The 16,068-nt window shown below is 72.1% G+C and carries 13 protein-coding genes; 3 read left to right on the top strand and 10 right to left on the bottom strand.

Annotation, left to right across the window (positions count from 1 at the left end):
* Nucleotides 1-49: 49 nt before the first annotated feature.
* Nucleotides 50-2,206: an MMPL family transporter gene (locus NOCJ54_RS0104570; RefSeq protein ID WP_028654542.1), complete on the bottom strand. Its 2,157-nt coding sequence runs from the start codon at nt 2,204-2,206 to the stop codon at nt 50-52.
* Nucleotides 2,207-2,329: 123 nt separating this feature from the next.
* Here NOCJ54_RS0104570 and NOCJ54_RS0104575 point away from each other — a divergent pair, with 123 nt between their 5' ends.
* Nucleotides 2,330-3,091: a TetR/AcrR family transcriptional regulator gene (locus tag NOCJ54_RS0104575; protein ID WP_028654543.1), complete on the top strand. Its 762-nt coding sequence runs from the start codon at nt 2,330-2,332 to the stop codon at nt 3,089-3,091.
* 32 nt (nt 3,092-3,123) lie between these two features.
* Here NOCJ54_RS0104575 and NOCJ54_RS0104580 read toward each other — a convergent pair whose 3' ends face one another.
* The 5 genes from NOCJ54_RS0104580 to NOCJ54_RS0104600 form a co-directional block, all read right to left on the bottom strand.
* Nucleotides 3,124-3,870, bottom strand: coding sequence for a hypothetical protein (locus NOCJ54_RS0104580; protein ID WP_028654544.1), 747 nt, complete (start codon nt 3,868-3,870; stop codon nt 3,124-3,126).
* 75 nt (nt 3,871-3,945) lie between these two features.
* On the bottom strand, nt 3,946-4,638 hold the full coding sequence (locus tag NOCJ54_RS0104585; protein WP_028654545.1) for an NAD-dependent deacylase: 693 nt from the start codon (nt 4,636-4,638) through the stop codon (nt 3,946-3,948).
* A gap of 244 nt (nt 4,639-4,882) precedes the next feature.
* Nucleotides 4,883-5,341: a PaaI family thioesterase gene (locus NOCJ54_RS0104590; protein ID WP_028654546.1), complete on the bottom strand. Its 459-nt coding sequence runs from the start codon at nt 5,339-5,341 to the stop codon at nt 4,883-4,885.
* Between the two features lie 144 nt (nt 5,342-5,485).
* Nucleotides 5,486-6,637, bottom strand: a complete 1,152-nt coding sequence (locus tag NOCJ54_RS0104595; RefSeq protein ID WP_036516798.1) for an acyl-CoA dehydrogenase family protein — start codon at nt 6,635-6,637, stop codon at nt 5,486-5,488.
* 48 nt (nt 6,638-6,685) lie between these two features.
* Entirely contained in the window at nt 6,686-9,613 is a 2,928-nt protein-coding gene (locus tag NOCJ54_RS0104600; protein ID WP_084254909.1) for a type II toxin-antitoxin system Rv0910 family toxin, read from the bottom strand.
* Between the two features lie 125 nt (nt 9,614-9,738).
* Between NOCJ54_RS0104600 and NOCJ54_RS23845 the strand changes: the two genes are divergently transcribed.
* Nucleotides 9,739-10,341 (top strand): TetR/AcrR family transcriptional regulator, encoded by a 603-nt coding sequence (locus tag NOCJ54_RS23845; protein ID WP_036516801.1) that lies wholly within the window; start codon nt 9,739-9,741, stop codon nt 10,339-10,341.
* Nucleotides 10,342-10,499: 158 nt separating this feature from the next.
* The gene (locus tag NOCJ54_RS0104610) at nt 10,500-11,261 is read left to right on the top strand and encodes a FadR/GntR family transcriptional regulator (protein ID WP_051485473.1); all 762 of its coding nucleotides are present in this window, start codon (nt 10,500-10,502) and stop codon (nt 11,259-11,261) included.
* Nucleotides 11,262-11,364: 103 nt separating this feature from the next.
* On the opposite strand, the gene NOCJ54_RS28040 is transcribed toward NOCJ54_RS0104610, so the two are convergent.
* From NOCJ54_RS28040 to NOCJ54_RS0104630, 4 genes are all read right to left on the bottom strand, one after another.
* Complete coding sequence (locus NOCJ54_RS28040; protein WP_028654550.1) at nt 11,365-12,816, bottom strand: aldehyde dehydrogenase; 1,452 nt, start codon at nt 12,814-12,816, stop codon at nt 11,365-11,367.
* A 43-nt stretch (nt 12,817-12,859) separates the two neighbouring features.
* A complete protein-coding gene (locus NOCJ54_RS0104620) occupies nt 12,860-14,392 on the bottom strand; it encodes a TRAP transporter large permease (RefSeq protein ID WP_028654551.1) in 1,533 nt (510 codons plus the stop codon).
* Nucleotides 14,389-14,958, bottom strand: coding sequence for a TRAP transporter small permease (locus NOCJ54_RS23855; protein WP_051485474.1), 570 nt, complete (start codon nt 14,956-14,958; stop codon nt 14,389-14,391). The genes NOCJ54_RS0104620 and NOCJ54_RS23855 overlap by 4 nt, the downstream gene beginning before the upstream one ends.
* A gap of 136 nt (nt 14,959-15,094) precedes the next feature.
* Nucleotides 15,095-16,042 (bottom strand): zinc-binding dehydrogenase, encoded by a 948-nt coding sequence (locus NOCJ54_RS0104630; protein WP_028654552.1) that lies wholly within the window; start codon nt 16,040-16,042, stop codon nt 15,095-15,097.
* Nucleotides 16,043-16,068 lie beyond the last annotated feature (26 nt).

A 16,068-nucleotide genomic window follows, 5' to 3' on the forward strand; every position in this document is an offset into this window, starting at 1 on the left:
AATTCGCGGATTGCACGGTTCCGTGGGTTGCGGGGCCGCCGGGCGTCACTCAGGCGCCGGCCGGGACCCGCTCCGGCTCGGCGGGCCGCTCGGCCTCCTCCTCGCGGAAGCCGTGGCGCTCCCACCAGCGGGCCATCGGTGCGGGCGCCCACCAGTTCCAGCGGCCCAGCAGCTTCATCGTCGCGGGCACCAGCAGGGCCCGCACGACGGTGGCGTCGACCAGGAGGGCGACCAGCATCCCGAGGCCGAGCATCTTCATGAACACCACGCCGCTGAGGCTGAACGCGCCGATCACGACGCCCAGGAGCAGGGCGGCACTCGTGATGATCCGGCCGGTCTTCTGCACCCCGGTCTGCACGGCGAGGTCGTTGTCGCCGGTGGCGTCCCACTGCTCGCGCACCCGCGAGAGCAGGAAGACCTCGTAGTCCATCGACAGGCCGAAGAGCACGGCCAGCATCACGATCGGGTTCGTCAGGTCGAGGAAGCCCTGGGGCGTGAAGCCGAGCAGGTCGGCGAGGTGGCCGTCGCTGAAGATCCAGGTGACCACGCCGAAGGACGCGGTGATCGACAGGGCGTTCATCGCGACCGCCTTGAGCGGGAGCACCACCGAGCCGAAGGCCAGGAACAGCAGGACCAGCATCACGCCGACGACGATCAGGCCCATCAGCGGCAGGTGGTCGCCGACCGACCCGGCGAGGTCGACGGTCTCCGCCGTCAGGCCGCCGACGAACGCCTCGGCGCCCGCCGGGCCGTCGACGGCACGCAGGTCACGGACGACCTGCTGGGACTCGCCGGTCTGGCTGTTGCCCTCCCAGGACGCACGCAGCAGCGTGGTGTCGCCGGCCTGCTCGACGGGCCGGACGTCCACGACGCCGGGCACCGCCTGCAGGTCCTGCGTGTACGACGCCAGGGCGGCCTCGTCGGCGCCGCGGACCAGCACGTTCGCGGTCGAGCGCTCCGGGCCGAACTCGGTGTTGAGCCGCTCGGACGCCTGGTGCGACGGGGTGTCGGCCGGCAGCACCCGGTAGTCGACGCTGCCCCACTTCACGCCGAGGAAGGGGGCCGCGACCACGAGCAGCACGACCACCACGCCACCGGCGACCAGCACCGGCCGGCGCATCACGGCGGCGGCGAGGCGGGCCCAGGCACCGTGGTCGGTCTCGACCGCGCGGCTGCGCTGCAGGAACGGGATCCGCACCGAGTCGATGCGGGTGCCCAGCAGCGCGAGCGTGGCGGGCAGGACCGTGAGCGCCGCGACCATCGCCACGAGCACGGCCGCGATGCCGCCGTACCCGATCGACTTGAGGAAGGTCTGCGGGAAGACGAGCAGCGAGCTCATGGCCGCCGCGACGGTCAGCGCCGAGAACGCGACGGTGCGCCCGGCGGTCGCCATGGTGCGGACCAGCGCCCGGCGGGTGTCCTCGGGCGAGCGGGCGATCTCCTCGCGGAAGCGGGAGACGACGAAGAGTGCGTAGTCGATCGCCAGGCCCAGGCCGAGGAGGGTGATGATGTTCGGCGCGAAGATCGAGACCTCGGTCAGCTGGTTGAGCCCGGCGATCGCGGCGCGGGCACCGAGCACGGCCACCACCCCGACGAGCAGCGGCATCAGCGCGGCGACGACGCTGCGGAAGATGATGAGCGAGAGCAGCAGCACGATCGGCGCGGAGACGAGCTCGGCGCGCAGCAGGTCGGACTTGGTCTCCTCGTTGACGTCGCTGTAGACGGCGTAGGGACCGGCGAGGTCCACGCCGAGCGAGCTCTCCTCGACCACCGGGCGCAGGTCGGCGAACGCCTCGTTGAAGTCGTTCTGGCTCACGCCGACGAGGGACACGTAGACCGCGGTCGCGTGCCGGTCGCGGCTGACCATGGCGGGGTCCTGCACGTCGTACCAGGTCGCGACGGAGGTGACCGCCTCCTCGGGGACGTCGGCGAGGGTGCGCTGGACCTCCGCCCGGAAGGCCGCGTCGTCGACGGTGCGGTCCTCGTCGCTGAAGATCACGATCACGTCGATCGACCGGTTGCCGAAGGCCTCCCGCTCGAGCGCGAGCTCGCGGGCCGACTCGCTGGCCGGGTCCTCGAACCCGCCGGCGGAGAGGTCGTCCTCGAGGCCGATGCCGGCGACCATCGCCGCCGCGGCGAGGCCGAGGCCGACCAGCAGCACGACGATCGCCCGCCGCACGACCACGGCGCCCCATCGCTCGATCATGGCGTGTCCTTCCGTCAGGGGCGGACGGCTTGGTGAAAGGCCGTCAGTTTCGTTAACAGCGTTAACGGTAAACGGTGTAAACTCCAGCCGTCAAGAGCTTTCCTCCCCGTCGAAGGAGTCCCGTTGGGCCACCTGCGCGCGCCCGTCACCCGTCGCGAGAAGCAGCGGGAGGCGACGTACGACGAGATCGTCACCGTGTCGGCCCAGCTGCTCGAGGAGGGTGCCGACCTGTCGCTGCGTGCGGTCGCCGCCCGGATGGGGATGACCGCACCGGCGCTCTACCGCTACGTGGCCAGCTACCAGCAGCTCGTCGACCTGGTCGCCTTCGAGCTCGACAAGGCCGCGACGGCACAGTGGGCGCACGCGGCGGAGCGCTTCCCGGAGGACGACCCGGCGGCCCGGCTGACGGTCGCCTGCGTGCACTTCCGCCGGTGGGCGCTGCGCAAGCCGCGCGAGTTCGCGCTGGTCTTCGCCAACCCCATCGCCGAGGCGGACTCCCAGCGCCGCGAGCTGCTCACGCTCTCGACATCGGGGCACTACTTCACCGACCTGCTCTGGGCGATCTGGGAGCAGCGCCGGTTCCCCTTCCCGGCGCTCGACGAGCTCGACCCCGTCGTCCGCGAGGCGGTCCTCGACCCGCTCATCCCGGCGAAGGCCGACCACATCCCGACCGGGGACCGCGGCCTGTTGTGGATCTACATGCGCGCCTGGTCCGCGCTGTACGGCGTCGTCACGCTCGAGTCGAGCGGGCACTGCGACCCGCGGGTCATCCAGTCCGGCCAGCTCTTCCGCGCGACCGTGCTCGACTGGCTCGGGCCGCTCGGCCTCGCCGAGGACCGCGAGCGGCTGCTGGCGATCCTGGACGAGGAGCTCGCGCGGGGCTGAGGGTCAGCCCAGGGAGGCTCGGCCGGGGAGGCTCAGCCCAGGGAGGCGAGGTCGAAGATCTCGGCGTCGGCGGGCTTCTGCACGTCGAGCGGCTCGTCGAAGCGGCTGAAGCCCATCGCACCCTCCTCGCGGACGTCCATGCGCAGCAGGTAGTGCGGGTCGTCGGCCGCGACGTAGGCGGTGCCGGCGTTGCCGTCGTCGGAGGTGAACGACACGGTGACGGTCTCCTTGCCGCCGACGTCCTGCGTGCCGGTGACCTTCGAGCCGTCGCCCGCGACGTCGTCGGAGCTGAGCTCGGAGAGCAGCTCGTCGAGGTCGCACAGCTCCGCGAAGCCCTCGGGGTCGGTGGAGTCGGTGGTCCACTTGTCCCCGATCAGGCCGGTGATCACCGAGGCCTGGTCGCCGCCCTGGCTCTGCCAGAACGCGTCGTCGGCCTTGAAGTAGGACGCACCGCCGACGGAGATGATCTCCATCGACCCGACGCCCTCGATCGTCATGGAGCCCTCGCAGTCGCCGGACCGGCTCACCGTGACGTCCATGAGGATCTTCTGGCCCTCGTCGTCGATGAAGTTGCCGGCGAGGTGGACGGTCTCGAGGCTGTCCATCGCCTCCTCGACGTCCTCACCGATCTCGTCGATCGGGGTGTCGCGGTAGTCGCGCGTGCTGCTCGAGCCGGTGCCCGAGCCACCACCGTCCGAGCCGCTGTCGTCGTCACCGCAGGCGGCGAGGCCGAGGGCGAGCAGCGGCAGGACGGCGAGCGAGAGTGCAGGACGGCGCATGACCAGAAAGGTAGCGGCCGAGCACCCGTCGTACGGGCGTTTTGGCGGCAGACGACCGGGGCCCGGCCCCCGGGCTCAGTGCCAGAGCACCTCGCGGGCCCACACGGGCACCAGGTCGCCGGCGCGGCCGTGCCGCGCCTCGTGGAAGAAGTGCGAGCCCTCGCTGGGCTCGAGGTTGAGCTCCAGGGTGCGCGCGCCGTGGCGGCGGGCGTGCTGGACGAAGCCGGCGGCCGGGTAGACCGCACCCGAGGTGCCGATCGAGACGAACAGCGTCGCCTCCGACAGCGCGTCGGCGATCCGGTCCATCTCGTAGGGCACCTCGCCGAACCACACCACGTCCGGTCGCAGGTCGGCGACGCCGCAGCCGGGGCACGGCGGCTCGTCGGACAGCGGGCCCTGCCACGGGACCGACTGCTGGCACGCGCGGCACAGCGCCCTGAGCAGCTCGCCGTGCATGTGCACCACGCGCTTCGAGCCGGCCCGCTCGTGCAGGTCGTCGATGTTCTGGGTCACCACGAGCAGGGCGTCACCGAGGGTCTCCTCGAGCTCGGCCAGCGCGACGTGCGCCGGGTTGGGCTCGACGCGCGCCAGCGCGGCCCGTCGCTCGTCGTAGAACCGCTGCACCGTGGCGCGGTCCCGGTCGAAGCCCTCGGGCGTCGCGACGTCCTCGATGCTGTGCCCCTCCCAGAGACCGTCCTCGTCGCGGAACGTCGGCACCCCGCTTTCGGCGGAGATGCCGGCACCGGTGAGGACGACGATCTGGGGCACGTCGCGAGGCTACCCGCCGTACCCGTGACCGCCGTCACCGTCCCACCCCTCGCACCCCTCCCTCCCCGCTCGTCGAGACGTCACCTGTGGCCTGTCGAGACGTCAGTTCGGCCCGTCGAGTGGTCACTTCCGGCCCGTCGAGACGTCACTTCCGGCCTGGCCAGCCACAAGTGACCAGTCAACGAGCCACAGGTGACGACTCGACAGGCCACAGGTGACGTCTCGACCAGCCACAGGTGACGTCTCAACGAGGGGCGGGGCGGTGGAAGATCCGGCTGGTGACCGACGCGCTGGCGACGAGGCGGTCGTCGGCGTCGTGGACGGTGACCTCGCTGTGGGTGCCGGAGCGGGTGCGGTGCACGACCGTGGCTGTGGCGACCAGGTCGGAGGACGCCGCAGCGAGGTAGGCGAGCGAGAGGTGGGTGGTGGCGCCGCCGCTGGCGCCGTCCTCGGCGTCGGCGGAGGTGAGGCCGGAGGCCGAGGCGGCCGCTCCGGCGACGTCGACGAGGGTGGCGACCACGCCGCCGTGCAGGACGCCGGGGACCGTGGTCAGGTCGTCGCGGAAGGCCAGCCCGAGGCGCACCCGCTCGGGGGCGGCGTCGAGCACGGTGACGCCGAGGTGGCGGGCGATGGGCGACGCGGCGAGGACGTCCTCGATCCAGTGGCGGGCGACGGGGTCGAGGGTGGCGGCGGGTGCGGTCATGGCTCCTCCTCGGGGACGGCTGTCCCACGAGGGTGAGTCACCCGGGGTCGTCGCGTCGATGACCCCGGAGGTCATGGCGGCTGCCATGCCACCGGGGCGGACCGGCCCGGACGGCGCCCCACTCACCGCCGTCCGGGCCGGGGCTCAGTACCCGAGCAGCTTCGCGGCGAGGTCGGTCAGCACCTCGGTGGCGCCGCCGCCGATGCCGATGATCCGGGCGTCGCGGTAGTGGCGGTCGATCTCCGACTCGCGCATGTAGCCCATGCCGCCGTGGATCTGCATCGACTCGCTGACGACGAACTCGACGGCCTCGACCGCGGTGTTCTTGGCCATCAGCGCGTCGAGGATGACCTCCGGGTCGGTGACCGACTTCTCGAGCGACTTCTCCAGCGCGGCGCGCGTCACCTTCCGCGCCGCGTCGGTACGACGGTGCATCTCCACCAGCTTGTGGCGGATGACCTGGCGGCTGGCCAGCGGCTTGCCGAAGGTCTCGCGCTCCTTGGCGTAGCGCACCGCGAGGTCCAGCGCCCGCTGGGCGGTGGCGTAACCCTGCAGGGCGAGGCCGAGGCGCTCGTTGACGAACTGGTTCATCAGCAGGAAGAAGCCGCCGTTCTCCTCGCCGACCAGGTTCGCCACCGGCACGCGGACGTCGGTGAAGCTGAGCTCCGCGGTGTCCGAGCAGTGCCAGCCGGTCTTGCGCAGCGGGCGGGCGACCTCGAAGCCGGGCGTGCCCTTCTCGATGACCAGCAGGCTGATGCCTCCGAAGCCCGGGTCGCCGGTGCGGACGGCGGTGGTGACGAAGTCACCGCGCACGCCGGAGGTGATGAAGGTCTTCGCTCCGTTGACGACGTAGTGGTCGCCGTCGCGCACCGCGCGGGTGGTGATGTTGGCGACGTCGCTGCCGCCGCCGGGCTCGGTGACGCCCAGCGAGCCGATCTTCTCGCCGGCCAGGGCCGGGCGCACGAAGCGGTCGATGAGGTCGGGGTTGCCGGCGTCGACGATGTGCGGGACGGCGATGCCGTGCGTGAACAGCGACGCGATGACGCCGGAGCTGCCGCCGGCCTGGATGATCGACTCGGTGACGATGGCGGTGTCGATGGAGTCACCACCGACGCCGCCCACCTCCTCGGAGAAGCCGACGCCGAGGAAGCCGGCCTTGGCCGCGGCGAGGCTCAGCTCGCGGGGCAGCTCGCCGTCGTCCTCCCACTGCGCGAGGTTCGGGACGATCTCCTTCTCGGTGAACTTCGTGACGGCCTCGCGCAGCGCGACGCGCTCCGGGGTGTTCCACAGGTCCATGGGGGTTCCTTCGTGGTGGGTGCGTGGTGGGTACGACGTGGTCCGGGCTCAGCGCCCGGTCCAGCGGGGCGCGCGCTTCTCGGCGAACGCGGCGACACCCTCGCGGGCGTCGTCGGAGAGCACGACGGGGCTGGCCATCTCGGACTGCTTCTGGAAGCCCTCCTCCGGGCCCCACGTCGGCGCGGCGTCGATGATCTGCTTGCCGACGCTGACCGACAGCGGCGCGTTGGCGGCGATCCGCCGGGCCAGGTCGAGCGCCTCGTCCAAAGCCGTGCCCGGCGCGACGACGCGGTTGACCAGGCCGAGCTCGGCCAGGCGGGTGGCGGGGACGGCGTCCGCGACGAGCGCGAGCTCGAGCGCGACGGCGCGCGGCAGTCGCACCGCCGTACGCCACAGGCCACCGGCGGCGGCGAGCAGGCCGCGCTTGGCCTCGGGCAACCCGAACTCCGAGTTCTCCGCGGCGACGACGAGGTCGGCGCACAGCGCGAGCTCGAAGCCTCCGGCGAGGGCGTGGCCCTCGACCGCCGCGATGGTCGGCTTGACCGGCGGCTCGGCGGTGAGCCCGAGCGGGCCGCGGCGGTCGGTCACGGGGACCTCGCCGCGGTTCGCACCCGCCAGGTCCATGCCCGCGCAGAAGGTGTTGTCAGCGCCGGTCAGCACGATGACGCGCACGGTGTCGTCGGCCTCGGCGTCGTCGACCGCACGCTCGAGGGCGAGCGCCATGTCCCGGTCGATCGCGTTCTTGACCTTGGGCCGGTCGAGGGTGACCACGAGGATCGAGTCGTCGACGCGCTCGGTGCGGACCTTGGCCGGGGGCGGGGGCGGCAGCTCGAGGCGGTCCTCCGCGCCGAGGACGACCCGGTCGGCCTCGATGCGGATCTCGCGGCGCAGCGGGTCGGTCGAGGTGAGCAGCTCGATGTCGGCCGGGTCCTCGCGGCGCAGCAGCACCCGCTCGCCGGTCGGCTTGATGGCCGAGACGACGACGGCCTCGGGCTCGCCGGAGCGCTGGTACGGCACGGTGACGGCCTCGACGACCGCGGTGCCCTCGAGCTCGGTCAGCGCAGGGCGGGCCGGCGGGCGGTCGAAGACCGGCTTGAGGTGGGCGAAGCGCTGGGCCGGCGGACGGCCGGAGTAGACGCCGAGGGCGTGCTTGGTGGCGTACCAGCCGAGCGAGCTCGACAGGCCGTACTCGTCGGGGTTCTCGCGCAGCTGCGGCACCATCGTCGCGACGGCGTGCAGGCCGTAGCTGTTGCCGGGGCCGCCGGCGAAGGTGAGGCCACCGGTGACGCTGAGCGGTCGCGACGGGTCGTCCCAGGGCAGGCCGACCGCGGCGGCACCGAGCTGCACGGCGGCCGGGAAGCACGAGTAGAGGTCGACCGGGCCGAGGTCGGCCGGGGTGATCCCGGCGTGGCCCAGGGCCGCGCCGGCCGCGGCCTTGATCGCCGGCGACGACGCGAGGTCGGCGCGCTCGGAGACGAACCACTCGTCGGTGGCGGACGCACCGGCGTGCAGGAAGACCCACTTGTCCTGGTCGACGCCCGCAGCCTGGGCCGCCGCCGCGCTCATGACGATGACACCGGCGGCGAGGTCGACCTGGAGGTTGGCGCACATCAGCTTCGTGTACGGGTCGCTCACCCGGCGGTTGTCGGGCGAGGGGTTGCCGATCTCGTCGGCAGAGCGAGCGGTCGGGTCCCACGCGTAGGGGTTGCCCGCGGCAACCTCGCTGGCCCGGGCCCACAGCTCGGCGATCCGCTTCTGGTGCTCGTCGGCGTCGGCGCCGGCAGCACCGCGCAGCGCGGACTCGAGCAGGGCGTAGACGAAGATCGGCGCACCGATGCCCGCGCTGGTCTCCGCCGAGTTGTTGGCGGGCCGGTCGATGCCGATCACCCGGTCGGGGGCGGCGCCCTCCTCCTGGCGCTGCCACTGGGGCTCGCGGCCCTTCGACTGCAGTGCGGCGACGGTGGCGCCGGCCTCGGCACCGCTGACGAGCACGACCTGGGCGTGGCCGTCGACGACCTGCTGCGCGGCGTCGTTGACGGCGAGCTGGGCGCCGTCGCCGCCGTACGGCGAGGTCTGGACCGTGCGCGCCTCGGTGGCACCGACGAGCTCGGCGACCCGGCCGGCCTGGCTGCCGTAGGTCCACGACGCGCTCGGCACGGCGTAGACCATGTCGGCGCTGGCGAGCAGGTCGATCCGGGCGCCCGCGTCCTCGGCCGCGGAGCGCAGCGCGGCGACCGACAGCTCAACGGGCTCGCGCGGTGACTCGAGGTCGGGCGTGCGCTGGACGAGCTGGCCGACACCGACGAGCACCGGGGTGGTCGGGTCGAGCAGGGTGCCGGTCCGCTCGTGGAGGACCGGCTCGTCCGGGACGCGCAGCGTCGCGCTGCCGCCGACGATGGCGTCGATCGCAGCCAGCGACTCGGACAGGGCGACCTCGACGCTGCGGACGGCGGTGAGGCCGACCGGGCCGCGGACCGGCGAGCCGTCGAGGGCTCCGTCCAGGCGGACGGCGGCGCCGGTGCCGTCGGGCACGACGGTGCACCACAGGCCGACGGTGATGCCCATCGGGCCGGTGCCGCGCAGCTCGAAGCCGTCCTCACCGGCACGGGCGACCGTCCAGCGGGCCTGGGCCGGGATGTCCATCAGCTTGATCTGCTGGGTGAACTCGGCGCCCGTCTCGATCCGCGCCGGGCGCTCGCCGCGCCAGGACAGGTGCAGGGTGAGCCACTCGTGGGCGCGGTCGAGGTCCGTGACGAGCTCGACGACGTCGGCCACGCTGGCCGGGATCGCGCGCTGGGCGTGCACGTGGCGCGCGTACTCGTCGACGCCCGTGGGTGCGGGGACGTCCACCGAGGACTCCGGGGCCGCAGCGCCGGGGCGCACGCGGGCGACCAGGTCGGCGGCCACGGCGCGGGCGGTGCTCCCCAGCACGGGCGCGAGGGTGCGGGCGTTGTCGAGGAAACGAGAGCGGGGCATGCGGCGCAACTTTCCGTCTGATCGGACTGTTTCTTGAAGCATGCTCGGTCCGGGCCGTTCGCGCAAGGTCCCGCGGGCGTGCCGCACGCCACGTTCCGGTCCGGTCGGACGGTAGTGTCCGGGCCATGGCGACCCCCCGGCGTACCCAGCAGGAGCGCTCGGCCGCCACCCGGGCCCGGCTGCTCGAGGCGGCCTACGAGACCCTGCTCGAGGGCGGCTACAGCGCGACGACCGTCGGCCACGTGCAGCAGCGCGCCGGGGTCGCGCGTGGCACGCTCCTCCACCACTTCCCGACCCGCAGCGCGCTCATGGCCGGCGTCGTCGAGGACATCATCGAGCGGCGGCTCAGCGTGCTGACCGCGGCCGAGGGCCTCAGCGAGGCACCCATCGCCAGCTGGGACGACGTCGTCGACCTGATCTGGCAGGAGCTGCAGTCGCCGCCCTTCTCCGCAGCGCTCGACCTGTGGGTCGCCGCGCGCACCGACCCCGACCTGCGCGAGGCCCTGCTTCCCCTGCAGGAGCGGATCTTCGGCACCGTGCACCGCAGCGTCACCCGCCTCGCCGGCGCCGACCACCCCCGGGCGCCGATGCTCGTGCAGTTCACCATCGACCTGCTCACGGGCTCGCGGCTCGGCGGCATCCTGTCGCCGCGCGCCGGCACGTCCGCCGTCGTGGAGGCATGGAAGGGCGCGCTCCGCCAGCTGGCCGGCGAGTCCGTCCAGGCCTGAGTCGCCCGGGCCCGAGGCGCCCGACCGGCCGGTCGTCGTACCGCGAGAGCAGGGCCGTGTGGCGAAGGGAACTCGACTCGCCGGGCGGATCCCGACATGATGAAGGCCACACCAAGGCAGAATGGTGTGAATCATTATTGCCTTCGAGGAGCCTGACCATGAGCCCGACCGTGGGATCACCCACCCGCCGGACCGCCCGCAAGGACAAGCTCGCCAACAGCGTCGCCCAGTCCGTCCTCCAGGACATCAGGCGGCAAGGCCTCTCCTTCGGGGACCAGCTCCCCAAGGAGGCCGACATGCTCGAGGAGTACGGCGTCGGGCGCGGCACGCTGCGCGAGGCGATGCGCGTGCTCGAGACCTGCGGGCTGATCGCGCTCAAGCCCGGCCCCGGCGGCGGACCGGTCGTCCAGAGCGTCACCCCGGAGGACTTCGGCCGGGTCGCGTCGCTGTTCTTCCAGTTCGCCGGCGTGACCTACCGCGAGGTCAACGAGGCCCGCCAGATCCTCGAGCCGATGGCCGCCCGCCTCGCCGCCGAGCGCCAGATGGGCTCCGACGCCGCGCGCGAGCTCCTCGACCTGGCGCAGTCCGGCCCGGACGCCGCGGACGTGGAGACCTACCTGCACATCACCGGCGACTTCCACGCCTCGGTCATCGCGATGGGCGAGAACACCCTGGTCAGCGTCGTGTGCCAGTCGCTGGCCGAGATCTTCCGCGACCGGATCCAGGCCGTGCACTTCCCGAAGAACAAGCAGCGCGACGTGCACGCCTCCCACGTCGGTGTCGCCGAGGCGATCCTCGCCGGCGACAGCGTGCGCGCCGAGAGCCTGATGACCGAGCACATGCAGGACTACCTGAAGTACGTCGCGAAGCAGCACCCGACGCTCCTCGACGAGGTCGTCACCTGGCGCAACCGGTCCTGACCAGACCCGCACGAACGACAGGAGCCGCAGCGCGGGACTCGCGCTGCGGCTCCTGTGCGTCGGGGACCGCACCGGGGCGACAGGCGCCCCTCCACCGGAAGGCTCAGGCGCCCAGGGCAACCGACTTGACCTCGAGGTAGGAGCGCAGGCCCTCGGGGCCCATCTCGCGGCCGAGGCCGGACTCCTTGAAGCCGCCGAACGGCGACCCGTAGGCCTGCGGCGAGCCGTTGACGCTCACCATGCCGGTGCGGATGCGCCGGGCGATCGCCAGACCGCGGTCCGCGTCGGCGGTCCACACCGAGCCGGAGAGGCCGTACGGCGAGTCGTTGGCGATCGCGACGGCCTCCTCCTCCGAGCCGTAGGGGATCACCGCGAGCACGGGCCCGAAGATCTCCTCGCGGGCCACACGCATCGCGTTGTTGACGTCGGCGAGCAGCGTCGGCGGGACGAACCAGCCGTTCGCGAGCTCGGAGGGCATCGTGATCCGCTCGCCACCGGTGACGACCCGGGCACCCTCCTCGCGGGCGAGGGAGATGTAGCCGCGGACCCGCTCCTGCTGGCGCTGGCTGATCAGCGGGCCGATCGTCGTGGACGGGTCGAGCGGGTTGCCGACGACCTGGCTCTCGAGTGCGGCGGAGAGGGCGTCGAGCACCTCCTTCTCGCGCGAGGCGGGCACGAGGACGCGGGTCTGCGCGATGCACATCTGGCCGTTGACGTTGAGCGCCATCGGCAGCAGCTTCGCGATGGTCGCGTCGAGGTCGGCGTCGTCGAGGACGATCGCGGCGGACTTGCCGCCCAGTTCGAGGGTGACCCGCGCGACGCGGGCAGCGGCGGAGGCGGCGATCTGCTTGCCCGCCGCCGTGCTGCCGGTGAAGGCGATCTTGTCCACGCCGGGGTTGTCGACGAGCGACTGGCCGGCCTCGCGCCCGGCGGGCACGATGCTGAGGACGCCCTTGGGCAGGCCGGCCTCGGTCATCACGTCCGCGAAGGCGTACGCCGAGAACGGCGTCTCCGGGGCGGGCTTGAGCACGATCGAGCAGCCGGCGGCCAGGGCCGGGGCGATCTTGAGGCTCGGCCCGGACAGCGGCCCGTTCCACGGCACGATGCCGGCGGCGACGCCGACCGGCTCCTGCACGACGAGGCTGCGGTTGGTGCCGTCGGTGCGCACCTCCTCGAACTCGTAGGAGGACGCCAGGTCGCCGTAGTAGGCGGTGTGTCGGATCGGGTTCGGCACGTGCGCGGCCTGGCTGAACCAGATCGGGCAGCCGAGCTCGGAGGTGATGCCGACGGCGAGCTCGTCGGCGCGCTCCTGCAGCAGCTCGGAGGCCCGGCGCAGCACCTCCCCGCGCTCCTTGGGGTCGGTGTCGCGCCACACGCCCTGGTCGAAGGTCCGCCGCGCGGCGTCCACGGCCTTCGCCAGGTCGCGGGAGTCGCCCAGGGCGGCCCGGCCGACGACCTCGCCGGTCGCGGGGTTGTTGACCACGACCTCCTCGGTCGACTCGGGTTCCACCCACTCGCCGCCGATGAACAGCTGCGGCCGGTCGTACGTCGTCACGTGCTTCTCTCCTCGTCTCGGAAACTCAGTCTGGACCCGGGCGCTACTTCATCGACATCTCGGGGATGGTGGTGGCGATCTGCGGGAAGAAGATCAGGATCAGGACCGTGACGATGGCCATCGGCATGAAGTACCAGATGGCGTTGAAGACGTCGCCCATCGAGATCTTCTGGCCCTGGTTGACCTCCTTGTCCTTCACGATCGAGTGGATGATGAAGGCCAGAATCCCCACCGGGGGCGTGACCACCGCCAGCTCGCCCATGAAGACCGCGAAGACGCCGAACCACATGAGGTCGATATCGAGCGCGTTGAGGGTCGGGATCAGGATCGGGACGGTCAGCAGGAGCATCGGGATCGGGTCCATGAAGGTGCCGAGCACGATGTAGACGACCGTCATCAGGAGCAGGAACTCGACGCGGTTCAGGCCCATCGAGTCGATCATGTCCGCGAACGCACCGGTCAGGCCGGTCAGGGCGAGCATCCGGGAAAGCGCCTCGACACCGATCAGCATGAGGAAGATCGCGCCGACGCTGCTGACGGTCGCGATGGCGGCTTCCCTGATGGCGGAGAAGCTGGACCGGCGCTTCCACAGGATCGTCACGACCACCGCACAGAGCGCGGCGACGGCACCGACCTCGGTCGCGGTGAACGTGCCGGAGAACGTCCCACCCAGGATGATCAGCATGATGAGCGGGATCGGCCACACCTTGGCGAGGCCGAGGAAGCGCTCGCCCCAGGTCACCCGCGGGCGCAGCGCCGCGGCGGCTTCGGCGGAGCCGGCCCAGCGCGGCGCCATCAGCATGATCATGATGCTGAACAGGACCGCGACGAGGATGCCCGGGCCGATGCCGGCGAGCAGCTGCGGACCGATCGGGACCTCGGCGACACCGGCGTAGATCACCAGCATCAGGCTCGGCGGGATCAGCTGGCCGGGCAGGCCGGCGACGATGACCGCACCGATGGCGAGGCGCTTGTCGTAGCCCGCCTTGAGCATCTCGGGGATGCCGATCCGGGCGAGCGCGTACGTCGTACCGACGCTCGAGCCGCTGACGGCCGCCAGCCCGGCGCCGGCGATGTTGGTGCCGACGGCCAGGCCACCGGGCATCCAGCCCAGCCACTGGTTGCCCACCCGGTAGAGGCTCTCGGTCAGCCCGGCCTTCCACAGCAGGAGGCCCATCAGGATGAACATCGGCACGACGCTGAGGGTCCAGCTCGCGACCGTGAGGTAGGGCAGGGTGGCCAGCTGGCTCTCGACGACCATCTCGCCACGCAGGGCGTACAGGCCGAGCAGGCTCGGCCCGAGCATCGCGAGGGCGACGGGCATGCGCAGGAACAGCAGCGCGAGCATGAGCACGCAGGCGGTTCCGCCGAGCACCATCGGCTTGAGCGGCAGGAGCAGCATCACCACGGCGCTGACCACGACGACGGCGATCGCGATCGCAAGGACCCAGGCCTTGCGGGACGACCGCCCCGGTGCGATCACGGCGGCGTCGGTCGAGCCGGCGCCACCACCCGTCGGCGAGGTGGGCTCCTCGGCGTGGTCGAGGGTGGCGGTGGAGTCGTTGCTGACAGTCATCGGGTCGCCTCCTCGGCGTGGTCGCGCTCGAGGTCGGCGAGGACGATGGCGTCCTCGGGCTCGACCTCCTCCATCTCCAGCCCGTGACCGGCCAGGCCACGGATCGCGGCGAACGCCAGCTGGACGGCGAGGATCCCGAAGACGACCGGGACCAGGTAGTAGACCTGCCACGACGGCACCGTGCTCACGCCGGCGTGCAGGTTCAGCCGCTGGGCCTCCTGCGCCTCGCCCCAGCCGAACCAGGCGCAGCCGGCGATGATGACCGCGCTGACGCCGAAGACGACGAAGAGCACGATCCGCTGGAAGGGTCGCGGGAGCCGCGCGTACACGAGGTCGGTCGCGATGTGCTGGCCGCGGGCCTGGGCGGCGACGAAGCCGAGCAGGGCGAGGATCGGCAGGTACCAGTACTGGACGATCTCCAGCGTGTACTTGAGCGGGTGGTCGAGGTAGGTGCGCATCAGGGCGTTCGCCGTGACGTGCACCATCATCACGAAGATGACGATGACGGCCGGGATCTCGACCACGGCCGTGAAGACGCGGGTCGCGAGCGACGCGTTGGGCTTCATGGGGACCTCTCTCGTCTCAGGCGCTGCGCCCGGGCACGAGGCTCCCGGCAGCGGTGAGCAGGGCCTTCGGGTGAGCGCGCTCACACACGCTAACAAGGATAACCATGATTAGCAATAGCCTGTAGGGGCTGGCTGATCAGCTGCCGTAGACGGCGACCAGGCGGCCGACGACCTCACCGCGGCGCAGCCGGTCGAGGCCATCCGGGATGTCGTCGAAGCCGATGGTGGGGAGGATCGGGTCGAGGTCGCCGGTGGCCATCAGGCCGTAGACGTCGGCGATGTCGGCGGTGCTGCCGCCGCTGGAGCCGAGCAGGTCGACCTGCTTGACGATCAGGTCGCGCGTGGAGATGGTCGCCTCGAGGCGGGCCATGCCGACCTGGACCACGCGACCGCCCTTGCGGACAGCAGAGATGGCCTGGTTCGTGGTGACACCGACCCCGGCGAGGTCGATGACCGTGTCGAGGCTGGACTCCTCGACCTCGGCGAGCGAGCCCACCACCCGCGCAGCACCGAGCTCCTTCGCGATCGGCCAGAGGTCCTCGCGCGGCTCGGCGACCACGACGTCGGCGCCTCGCAGCACGGCGAGCCGGGTCGCGACCTGGCCGATTCCGCCGAGTCCGATGACCGCCACCTTCTGCCCTGCCTCGACCTGACCGCGGCAGCCGACGGCGTGGCGGGCGGTCTTGCCGGCGTCCGTACCGGCGGCGGCCTGGGCGAAGCCCACGCCGTCGGGGATCGGGATGAGGTCCTCGGGGAAGGCCAGGCAGTGCGACGCGTAGCCGCCGCCCTGCCCCAGGCCGGGACGGGTCCGCCCGGCGGGCGAGATGCCGACCCGCGCGCCGAGGGCGACGTCCTCGACGCCCTCGCCCAGCGCCACCACGACACCCGCGACCTCGTGGCCGAGGGTGAGCGGCCGCGGGGCGAGCTGGGAGAGCCAGCCCGGGTCGTCGAGGATCCCGACGTCGGTGTGGCACAGCCCGGCCGCACGGATCTCGACCAGCACCTCGCCGGCGCCGGGCTCCGGGACAGGAACCTCTGCCAGGACCAGCGGCTCCCCCGGTCCCGTGAACTGCCACGCCTTCATCTCAAGCCCTCCCCGGCCATCGTCGT

Source organism: Nocardioides sp. J54 (genome assembly GCF_000519005.1).
Taxonomy (GTDB): Bacteria; Actinomycetota; Actinomycetes; order Propionibacteriales; family Nocardioidaceae; genus Nocardioides.